The sequence below is a fragment of the Kitasatospora sp. NPDC047058 genome (genome assembly GCF_040643935.1).
Taxonomy (GTDB): domain Bacteria; phylum Actinomycetota; class Actinomycetes; order Streptomycetales; family Streptomycetaceae; genus Kitasatospora.
On the sequence record NZ_JBEYVJ010000266.1, the window covers coordinates 1 to 10,240 of the forward strand.

Below are 10,240 nucleotides of genomic sequence, written 5' to 3' on the forward strand. Positions count from 1 at the left end.
GCCGAAACGGTTCAGGCTACCGGGGGATGGGTCGTCCACCCCGGGATCGAGCGCCGCGCAGCCCGCGTGGAGCGACTTTCCCGGAGGTTGGTGCCCGAGAGCGGCGCGGACGGGGGAGGATGGTGCCATGCAGCCACGGAATTCGCGTCTCAACAGCTCCGCCCTGCGCGGTGCGGTCGACCTCGCCGCAGTGAAGGCAGCCGGCGAGGCTGCCCAGAAGGCCGAGCAGGCCCGGGCCGAGCGGGCCCGTCAGGCCGCCGCCGCCGAAGCGGCCGGGGTGGCACCCGCCCAGGCCCCGTACGAGCTCGTCATCGACGTCACCGAGGACACCTTCGAGTCCGAGGTCGTCCAGCGCTCGACCGAAGTGCCGGTGGTCATCGACTTCTGGGCCGAGTGGTGCGGGCCCTGCAAGCAGCTCAGCCCGATCCTGGAGCGCCTGGCCGAGGAGTACGCCGGCCGGATCGTGCTCGCCAAGATCGACGTCGACGCCAACCAGCTGATCGCGCAGCAGTTCGGCATCCAGGGCATCCCGGCCGTGATGGCCGTGGTGGCCGGCCAGCTGGTGCCGCTGTTCCAGGGCGCGGAGAACGAGGCCAACGTCCGCAAGGTGCTGGACCAGCTGATCCTGGTCGCCGAGCAGCGCTTCGGCGTGGCCGGCGGCGCGGGGGCACCCGTCGGCGCCCCCGGCGAGCCCGCGCCGTACGTGCCGGAGGACCCGGCGCTGGAGGCCGCGCACGAGGCGCTGCTCCGCGGTGACCTGGGCGGCGCGATCCAGGCGTTCGAGAACGTGCTGGCCGACCAGCCGGGCAACGCCGAGGCCAAGCTCGGCCTGGCCCAGGCGCAGCTGCTGCGCCGGGTGGAGGGGCTGGACCTGCAGGCCGTCCGCACGGCGGCCGCGGCCGACCCGAAGGACGTCCAGGCCCAGCTGCAGGCGGCCGATCTGGACCTGGCCGGTGGTCACGTCGAGGACGCCTTCGGGCGTCTGGTGGACACCGTCGGGCGGACCTTCGGCGAGGACCGGGACGTCGCGCGGCTCCGGCTGCTGGAGCTGTTCGAGGCGATCGGCGCGGACGACCCGAGGGTGACGGCGGCGCGCACCGCGCTGGCCCGCGTGCTGTTCTGACGGGGCGTCCCTGGCACGGCGGATGACCTGCGGTGTCGCTGGAGATTTGGCGACAATCCGGTCATCGGCTCAGAGGTTTACCAAATCTTGACATCACCCGTGGGTGGTCACTTCGCGTGACCACCCACGGGTGTTTCGCTCGTGTTTCCGGGGGATTTCCTCGTCACGATTCCTCCAATCCGTCACTCAGGGTGCGCATGTGGCGAAATTCATGATCGCCGACATTGGATGTTGGATTACCCGTCAGTAATGAACCCCTTGTGCTTCGCCCGTGATTCAAGCAGCATCGGCGTCGCCCGGTCCCAGACTCCACCCCTCCGGCAGCCGGTCGGCGAGCGGAGCGAGGGATCCCCACCGGGCGAGCCGTCGGCCGAGGCCGTCGGCAGGGAGGGCAGGGGGGTATCCGCGGTCCCACGGCGGTTCCTGTCCTTCGATCCGGCCGCGCGGCCCGCGCGGTCGCTGGTTGTCGCTCGGGGGTGATCGCCGATGTCGTCGGTCCTGCCCGCCGCCCCACGAGGGTGGTCGGTGAAGGGACGGGAGTGCCGCTGTGTGCCGGCCGCTCCCGCGTCCGACGACGCCCACGGCGCTCTCCGCTACCGAGGACGTAGCTCTCTCCCATCCCAGGCCCCCACCGGTGCGGGACGCACCGCCGGGCGCCGGAGATGTACGTCCTAGAAGGAGGACTCGCATGTCCCAGACCTACGGCAAGACCCGCTGGAAGCGCTTCGCCCTGGTGATGGTGCCGGGTATCGCCGCCACCGCCGCGGTCGGTGTCGCGATGGCGAACAACGCGCTGGCGGCTTCGTTCAGCGTCTCCGGCCAGAACTTCAAGGTCACCACGCAGGAGCTGCACGGCACCAACTTCGCGCAGTTCGGCTCGATCGACGCCGAGGTTAACGGCACGCCGCACCCGGTGGCCGTCTCGGCCTTCGACACGGCCACCATCAAGGGCCTCTGCCAGTCGGTGGTGACCGACCCGAACGTCATCCCCGGCCTGCCGTGGAAGCTGCCCAAGATCACCCTGCGTCTCGAGGCCGGCCAGAGCGACGACCCGGCGAAGCAGGTCACCGCGAAGAACCTGCTGATCGACCTCGACCAGCTGAACGCCGACGCCGAGTTCACCAACATCAACATCGGCCAGGACGCCTCCACCCTGAAGGGCACCGCCACCCAGGGCTGGAAGTCCCGTCTCGGCACCGGCCTGCCCTCCGGCGCCACGGGCTTCGCCCAGGCCGCCGACAAGGCCGACCTGTCCAACGTGCAGCAGACCGCCTGGGCCACCTCGGCCGGCACCTTCAAGCTCCAGGGCCTGAAGCTCAACCTGCACACCGACGGCGGGCACGAGTGCTACTGAGCCACTGACCGGCGGCGGGTCGTCCGATCCGCCGCCGGCCGTGGCACCCCGGGGGGTCGGGGGCGGTGCGTGCGCCGTCCCCGGTCCTCCCCCTTCCGTTTTCCCCCTCGTTCACTCCATCGAGGAGCTGCATCGTGTCCAGCGCCCTTGCCGAATACCGGCCCGCCGAGCACGAGAACCCCGCCCAGTGGGTGCGCCGGGTGTTCCGTACCTTCCGCCGGACGCGGCCGTACTACGGCGGCCTGCTGGCCATGTTTGCCGGCGTTCCGATCATGTACTTCCCGTATGCCAAGCTGTCGCTCAACGGCATGACGGTCACCATGGCGACCACGGCCGGTGCCGGGTCATTGATCATCGGCATCCTGCTGATCGTGCTCGGCCTGACCGCCTGGTTCCAGCCGGCCGTCCGGGTGTTCGCCGGCGTCGCCACCATGCTGCTCACGCTGATCTCGATCCCGGTCTCCAACCTGGCCGGCTTCGGACTCGCGCTGCTGCCCGGCCTGATCGGCGGCGGGCTGATGGTCGCCTGGGCGCCGAACCCGGTGCAGCCGGAGGCCAAGGCCGAGGCGGTCGCCGCGGCCCCGGCCACAACCGCTGCCACGGCCACTGCCACCACCGCGGTCGCCGAGCCCGCCAAGGCCGAGCCCGCCGCCGCCGAGGCCGCCACCGCGCCGCTGCCGGCCGTTCCCGCCCAGGGCGGGTCGCCGGCCCCGGAGCAGGCCGCCGCCGAGGGCACCGTCCCGCAGAAGTCCGGCGAGTCCGGGGAGGCACGGTGAGCGCGCCGGAGGAGCAGGGCCGGCCGGCCCTGCCGGAGCAGCGCTCCGGGCGGCACGCGGCCCGCCGGACGCCGGTCCGGGTCCGGCTGAGAGGGCGGGCGCTGGCGATGGCCGCGGTGCCGACCGCGCTGCTGATGGCCGCCGCCTACACGCCGAACGCGGCGGTCGCCGAGACCGCCGCCGGCAAGCCGTGCGCCACCGCGCCGGACGCCGAGCCGATCGTGGCCGAGACGCCCGTTCCGAAGAGCGAGCTGCCCCCGCCGCTGCCCGGCCCGTCGGTGCCGCTCCCGGTGACCCCGACGGCCACGCCGACGGGTGCGCCCACGGGTGCGCCGACGACGGCACCCGCGGCCCCGGCCACCCAGGCCCCGGCGGCCGCGACGACGGCCGCGACGACGTCCGCGACGACGCCGGCCTCGGCCCCCGTCCGGTCCGCGGCCACCGGCTCCGGCGGGGTCGTCCAGGCCGGGCTGATCGACGACATCGTCGGCGGGATCACCAACCTGGTCCACCCGAGCGGTTCGCCGAGCCCGTCGGCCTCCGCGACCACGGCGAACCCGGCGCCGGCCGCGCCCGCCGCCGGCAGCCGTGCGGTGGCCCCGGCCGCCCCGGCCGCGGCTCCCCAGGCTCCGGCCGCGCCCGCGCCGTCCTCCGCCGTCACGACGGCACCGGCCGCCCCCTCGGGCGCGCCGAGCCCGGCGGCGTCGGCCACGGGCGGCAAGGCCGCCGCGAAGCCGTCCGCGAGCGCGAAGGCGACCGGCCCGGCCGCGTCCTCCGCCAAGGGCGGCAGCGCGACGCCGTCCGCCTCGGCCACGCCGAGCAAGGACCCGAACTGCCTGGTGCCGTTGAAGGGACTGGCCGCCGGTGCGACGGCGGACAACCCGATCCTGGTCCCGGACCAGAACTGGACCCTGCAGACCAGCCGGCTGACCCTGAACCACGCCGTCCTGATGGGCGTGGTCGACGTCCAGACGCCGACCACCACCAAGCGGGTGCTGAAGTTCGTGGTCGAGAGCGTGGACATCGAGAACCTCGACATGTCGACACGGGAGGCCAACGGCAAGACCTTCCACGTCAAGGGCGCTCCGGGCTCGGTCTCCACCATGCGCAAGGGCCCGGTCACCATGTACGTGGAGCGGATGTCCGGCCACCTGTCCCAGGTGCTGGGCATCCCGATCCCGATCGACCTGGGCGAGCTCACCCTCACCCCGGACAGCCCGCTGCCGCAGTGGCTGTACGACCTGATCGGCAAGCTGGAGATCCCGCTCTGGATGCAGATGACCGGCGTCACCGCGGTCCAGTCCGGCCAGTTCGGCGGCACGCTGAAGATCCCCGGCATGCAGCTCTACAACGACGACAAGCCGTACGTCGGCGACAAGTAGGCGGACGCGCCGACAACGCCCGTGGGGCGGCCCCTCCGATGCGGAGGGACCGCCCCACGGGCGTGTTCCGGGGTGCCTACTCGCCCCGGGTGCCCAGGTGGTGCACCTGGACCATGTTGGTGTTGCCGGGGATGCCGGGCGGCGAGCCGGCCGTGACGATGACGGTGTCGCCCCCGCCGAGCTCGCCCATGCGCAGCAGCTCGCGGTCGACCTGGGCGACCATCTCGTCGGTGGTCTCGACCTGCTCGGTGACGTGGGCCTCCACGCCCCAGCTCAGCGAGAGCTGGTTGCGGGTGGCGTGGTCCGGCGTGAACGCGATCACCGGGATCGGCGAGCGGTACCGGGAGAGCCGGCGCGCGGTGTCACCGGACTTGGTGAACGCGATCAGGGCCTTGCCGTTGAGGAAGTCGCCCAGCTCGCAGGCGGCGCGGGCGATCGAGCCGCCCTGGGTGCGCGGCTTGCGGCCCGGGTTCAGCGGCTGGAGGCCCTGGGAGATCAGCTCCTCCTCGGCCTTCTCGCAGATCCGGCTCATGGTCCGGACGGTCTCGACCGGGTACTTGCCGACGCTGGACTCGGCGGAGAGCATCACCGCGTCGGTGCCGTCCAGGATGGCGTTCGCGACGTCGGAGACCTCGGCGCGGGTCGGGCGCGAGGCGTGGATCATCGACTCCATCATCTGGGTGGCGACGATGACCGGCTTGGCGTTCCGGCGGGCCAGCGTGATCAGCTGCTTCTGGACCAGCGGCACCCGCTCCAGCGGGTACTCGACGGCCAGGTCGCCGCGGGCCACCATGATGGCGTCGAAGGCGAGGACGATCTCCTCCATCGCCTCGACGGCCTGCGGCTTCTCGATCTTGGCGATGACCGGCACGCGGATGCCGACCTCGTCCATGACCGCGTGGACGTCCTTGATGTCGGCCGCGTTGCGGACGAAGGAGAGGGCGACCATGTCGACGCCCAGGGCCAGCGCGAAGCGCAGGTCCTCCTTGTCCTTCTCGGAGAGCGCGGGCACGTTCACGGCCGCGCCGGGCAGGTTGATGCCCTTGTTGTTCGAGAGCACGCCGCCCTCGACCACCACGGTCTTCACCCGCGGGCCGTCGACGCTGACGACCTCCAGGGCGATGACGCCGTCGTTGATCAGGATCGGGTCGCCGGGCTTCACGTCGCCGGGCAGGCCCTTGTAGGTGGTCCCGCAGATGTGCTGGTCACCGGGGACGTCCTCGGTGGTGATGGTGAACTCGTCGCCGTTGTCGACGGTCACCGGGCCGTTGGCGAAGGTCGCCAGACGGATCTTGGGACCCTGGAGGTCGGCAAGGACGCCGATGGCCTTGCCGGTGTCCTCCGAGACCTGGCGGACCTTGCGGTACCGCTCCTCGTGGTCCGCGTGGGTGCCGTGGCTCATGTTCAGTCGGGCGACGTTCATGCCCGCCTCGACGATGGCCTTCAGCTGTTCGTAGGAGTCCGTCGCCGGACCCAGGGTGCAGACAATTTTCGCTCGGCGCATATGGGTCAGTCTATCCGTTCGTGTTATAGGTGCATTCGGCACGAATCGCGAGAAATCGCCGACGAAGGATTCCGAGGAGCGAGACGACGGGGTGTCAGTCCCCGGACTGCCGGTGCACCAGGGCGAAGGCCTGCCGCGCGATCTCCAGTTCCTCGTCGGTGGGCACCACGGCGACCGCCACCCGGGAGTACGCGGACGAGATGACCCGGGCCCCGCCGGAGCGCACCGAGTTCAGCTCGGGGTCCACCACGATGCCCAGCTCCTCCAGTCCGGCGGTGGCCGCCGCCCGCACCGCGGCGGCGTTCTCGCCGACCCCGGCCGTGAAGGCGATCGCGTCCACCCGGCCGAGGACGGCGTAGTAGCCGCCGATGTACTTGCGCAGCCGGTGGACGTAGGCGTCGAAGGCCAGCCGGGCGTCCTCGTCGCCCTCCTCCGCCCGGCGCATGATCTCGCGCATGTCGTTGTCCCCGCACAGGCCCAGCAGGCCGCTGCGGCGGTTCAGCAGGTCGTCGATCTCGTCGACGGACAGGCCGCCGACCCGGTGCAGGTGGAACACCACGCCCGCGTCGATGTCACCCGAACGAGTGCCCATGACCAGGCCCTCCAGCGGGGTGAGGCCCATCGAGGTGTCGACGCAGCGACCGCCGGAGACCGCGGAGGCGGAGGCGCCGTTGCCCAGGTGCAGCACGATCACGTTGACCTCGGCCGGGTCCTTGCCGAGCAGCCGGGCGGTGGCCCGCGAGACGTACTGGTGCGAGGTGCCGTGGAAGCCGTAGCGGCGCACCCGGTGCTCGTCCGCGACCGCCCGGTCCACCGCGTACCGGGCCGCGTGCTCGGGCATCGAGGCGTGGAAGGCGGTGTCGAAGACGGCGACCTGCGGCAGGTCGGGGCGCAGCGCGCGGGCCACCTCGATGCCGGTGATGTTGGCCGGGTTGTGCAGCGGGGCCACCGGGATGAGCCGGCGGATCTCGCCGAGCACCTCGTCGGTGATCACGGTCGGCTCGGTGAACCGCAGGCCGCCGTGGACCACCCGGTGGCCGATCGCGGCCAGCTCGGGGGAGTCCAGGCCCAGGCCGTCGGCGGCCAGCTCGTCGGCGACGGCCTTCAGCGCGGCGGAGTGGTCGGGGACGACCCGGGGGGCCTCCCGCTTCCCGCCGGTGCGCGGGGTGTGCACCAGGCGGCCGCCGGCCTCGCCGATCCGCTCGACCAGCCCGGAGGCCAGCCGGGCGCCGTCGAGCATGTCGATCAGCTGGTACTTCACCGACGAGGAGCCGGCGTTCAGGACGAGAACGCGCGTACCTTCACTCACCGCTGGTCCGCTCCTTAGGCTCCTGCGACTGGATGGCCGTGATCGCCACCGTGTTGACGATGTCCTCGACCAGCGCGCCGCGCGACAGGTCGTTGACGGGCTTGCGCAGGCCCTGCAGCACCGGGCCGACCGCCACCGCGCCCGCCGAGCGCTGGACCGCCTTGTACGTGTTGTTGCCGGTGTTGAGGTCCGGGAAGATCAGCACGGTGGCCCGCCCGGCCACCGGCGAGCCCGGCAGCTTGGTGGCCGCGACGTGCTCGTCCACCGCCGCGTCGTACTGGATCGGGCCCTCGACCAGGATGTCCGGGCGCAGCGCGCGGACGAGCTCGGTGGCCTTGCGGACCTTGTCGACGTCCGCTCCGGAGCCGGAGGTGCCGGTCGAGTAGGAGAGCATCGCGATCCGCGGTTCGACGCCGAACTGGGCGGCGGTGGCGGCGGACTGGATGGCGATGTCGGCCAGCTGCTGGGCGTCCGGGTCGGGGTTGACCGCGCAGTCGCCGTAGACCAGCACCCTGTCGGCCAGGCACATGAAGAAGACGCTCGACACGATGGCCGCGCCCGGCGAGGTCTTGATCACCTCGAAGGCGGGCCGGATGGTGGCGGCGGTGGAGTGCACCGCGCCGGAGACCATGCCGTCGGCGATGCCCTCCTGGACCATCAGGGTGCCGAAGTAGCTGACGTCCGTGACCACGTCCAGGGCCCGCTCGACGGTCATCCCCTTGTGCGCGCGGAGCCTGGCGTAGAGCTCGGCGAACTGGCGGCGCAGCGGGCTGGTGGCCGGGTCGACGATCCGGACCTGGGCGCGGTCGGCCGCTGCGTCTCCCCCGGCCTGGCGGCCGGGAGGTGCCCCCTCGGCCGGCAGGGCGATGCCGAGGGCGGCCGCCTTGCGGCGGACGGCGTCGACGTCGCCGAGCAGGGTGAGGTCGCAGATGTTGCGGCGGAGCAGGATCTCGGCGGCGCGCAGCACCCGCTCCTCGGCGCCCTCCGGCAGCACCACGTGCCGGCGGTCCGAGCGGGCCCGCTCCAGCAGCTCGTGCTCGAACATCATCGGGGTCACCCGCTCGGACCGGCCGACCTCGATGCGGTTGGTCAACTCGGCCGTGTCCACGTGCAGTTCGAACAGGCCGAGGGCGATCTCGGCCTTCCGCGGGCTGGCCGCGGAGAGCTTGCCCTCCAGGTGGGTGAGGGTGGCGGCGGTGGGCCAGCTGCCCTCGGGGACGACCGCGACCGGGGTGCCGGGGGCGAGCCGGGCGGCCAGCGCCATGATGTTCGGCCCGGGGTGCTGGCCGAGCGTCAGCAGCACGCCGGCGATCGGCGGGGCGCCGGCGGCGTGCGCGGCCAGCGAGCCGACGACCAGGTCGGCGCGGTCCCCGGGGGTGACGACGAGGGCGCCCTCGGTCAGTGCGTCGAGGAAGGTCGGCAGCATGGCGCCGCCGAAGACGAAGCCGCGGACGTCCCGGGCCAGGCCGGCCGCGTCGCCGAGCAGCACCTCGGCGCCGGTCGCCTCGACCAGCTGTGCGACGGTGGGCGCGGCCAGCGCGGGCTCCTCCGGGATGACGTACACGGGGATCGGCAGCTTCTCGGTGAGCGCGCGTTGGATCCGCTGCTTGACGCCCGGGGCGACCCGGTTGGTGACCATCGCCAGGGTCTCGCAGCCGAGGTCGGTGTACGCGCGGTGGGCGTTGCGGACCTCGGCGATCACGGTCCGGGCGTCCTGGGTGTGCCCGCCGACCACCGGCAGCACGGCGGCGCCGAACTCGTTGGCGAGCCGGGCGTTGAAGGCCAGCTCGTCCGGGATGTTGGTGTCGGCGAAGTCGGTGCCGAGCACCAGCACCGCCTGGCAGCGCCGTTCCACCGCGCGGAACCGGTCGACCAGGACGGAGACCAGCTCGTCCTGCCCCTGGGCGGCCTGCAGGGCGGCCGCCTCCTCGTAGGTGAGCCCGTACAGCTCGTCGGCCGGCAGGTCGAGCCGGTACCGGCTGTGCAGCAGCTCGACGACGTGGTCCGAGCCGGGTTCTCCAGGTGCGTGCGCGTGCACCAGGGGCCGGAACACCCCGACCCGGTCCACCTGGCGGGTGAGCAGTTCCATGACCCCGAGTTCGACCGCCTGGCGGCCGTCCCCCCGGTCGATCCCGGTCACGTACACGCTGCGCGCCACGGCGGCTGTCTCCGTCCCGTCGTCTCAGAGAGTGGTCATCTCGACCATACCTTCGCACCGCGAACACACGTCCGCGAGCAGGACGGCCCGGCCGGGGAAAGGGGCGAAGGTCACGTCCGGCGGGGCCGGATCAGGGCCGGCCGGAACCCTGGGTGAGTTCCGAGCCGGCGAGTTCCACCGAGGCGCCACGCGGGTCCTCGCTGACGTAGACGTCCGACAGCCGCCCGTCCAGCAGCCAGCCGTGCGGGCGCACCAGGGCGTTTCCACGGCCCGGAGTCCAGCCGTCGGCGGCGAGCGCGGCCCGCAGCCGGGCGGCCACCTCGGCGGGCGGCGCGCCGGTGGTGCTGCCGATGGTCAGGGTCCGGGAGCAGAAGTTGGAGCCGCAGTAGCCGTCGGTGCTGCTCTCGACGGTCAGCCCGGGCGGCAGCGACACCTCGGCGGCGCTGGGGAGGAACGACTCGAAGGCGAGGCTCTGGTAGACCAGGCCGATGACGACCCCGACCAGGGCGTGCACGGTGAGCGCGACCGCGGTCCCGCCGACCGGGGTGCCGAACTCCCGCTTCGACCGGGGGCCGCGCAGCCGCCGCTCGGTCAGCGCGCCCGCCACGATCACCAGGCCGGACAGGAGCGGGTA

At 72.6% G+C, this 10,240-nt stretch carries 7 protein-coding genes and 1 pseudogene; 4 read left to right on the top strand and 4 right to left on the bottom strand.

Going from position 1 to position 10,240, the window contains the following annotated elements; genetic code table 11:
• The first annotated feature begins 127 nt into the window (after positions 1-127).
• From ABZ885_RS28950 to ABZ885_RS28965, 4 genes are all read left to right on the top strand, one after another.
• A complete protein-coding gene (locus ABZ885_RS28950; protein WP_360194776.1) occupies positions 128-1,123 on the top strand; it encodes a tetratricopeptide repeat protein in 996 nt (331 codons plus the stop codon).
• 688 nt (positions 1,124-1,811) lie between these two features.
• A complete protein-coding gene (locus ABZ885_RS28955; protein ID WP_360194779.1) occupies positions 1,812-2,477 on the top strand; it encodes a DUF6230 family protein in 666 nt (221 codons plus the stop codon).
• 134 nt (positions 2,478-2,611) lie between these two features.
• Positions 2,612-3,253, top strand: coding sequence for a DUF6114 domain-containing protein (locus ABZ885_RS28960; RefSeq protein WP_360194782.1), 642 nt, complete (start codon positions 2,612-2,614; stop codon positions 3,251-3,253).
• Positions 3,250-4,635 carry a hypothetical protein gene (locus ABZ885_RS28965; protein ID WP_360194785.1) on the top strand — a complete coding sequence of 462 codons (1,386 nt, stop codon included), beginning with the start codon at positions 3,250-3,252 and terminating at the stop codon, positions 4,633-4,635. The genes ABZ885_RS28960 and ABZ885_RS28965 overlap by 4 nt, the downstream gene beginning before the upstream one ends.
• A gap of 76 nt (positions 4,636-4,711) precedes the next feature.
• Here ABZ885_RS28965 and pyk read toward each other — a convergent pair whose 3' ends face one another.
• From pyk to ABZ885_RS28985, 4 genes and pseudogenes are all read right to left on the bottom strand, one after another.
• Positions 4,712-6,139 (bottom strand): pyruvate kinase, encoded by a 1,428-nt coding sequence (gene pyk, locus ABZ885_RS28970; protein ID WP_360194788.1) that lies wholly within the window; start codon positions 6,137-6,139, stop codon positions 4,712-4,714.
• 94 nt (positions 6,140-6,233) lie between these two features.
• On the bottom strand, positions 6,234-7,448 hold the full coding sequence (locus tag ABZ885_RS28975) for an acetate kinase (protein ID WP_360194790.1): 1,215 nt from the start codon (positions 7,446-7,448) through the stop codon (positions 6,234-6,236).
• The gene (gene pta, locus ABZ885_RS28980) at positions 7,441-9,606 is read right to left on the bottom strand and encodes a phosphate acetyltransferase (RefSeq protein ID WP_360194793.1); all 2,166 of its coding nucleotides are present in this window, start codon (positions 9,604-9,606) and stop codon (positions 7,441-7,443) included. Before pta ends, ABZ885_RS28975 begins: the two co-directional genes overlap by 8 nt.
• A 130-nt stretch (positions 9,607-9,736) precedes the next feature.
• Positions 9,737-10,240, bottom strand: a pseudogene (locus ABZ885_RS28985) (hypothetical protein); the annotation flags it as partial.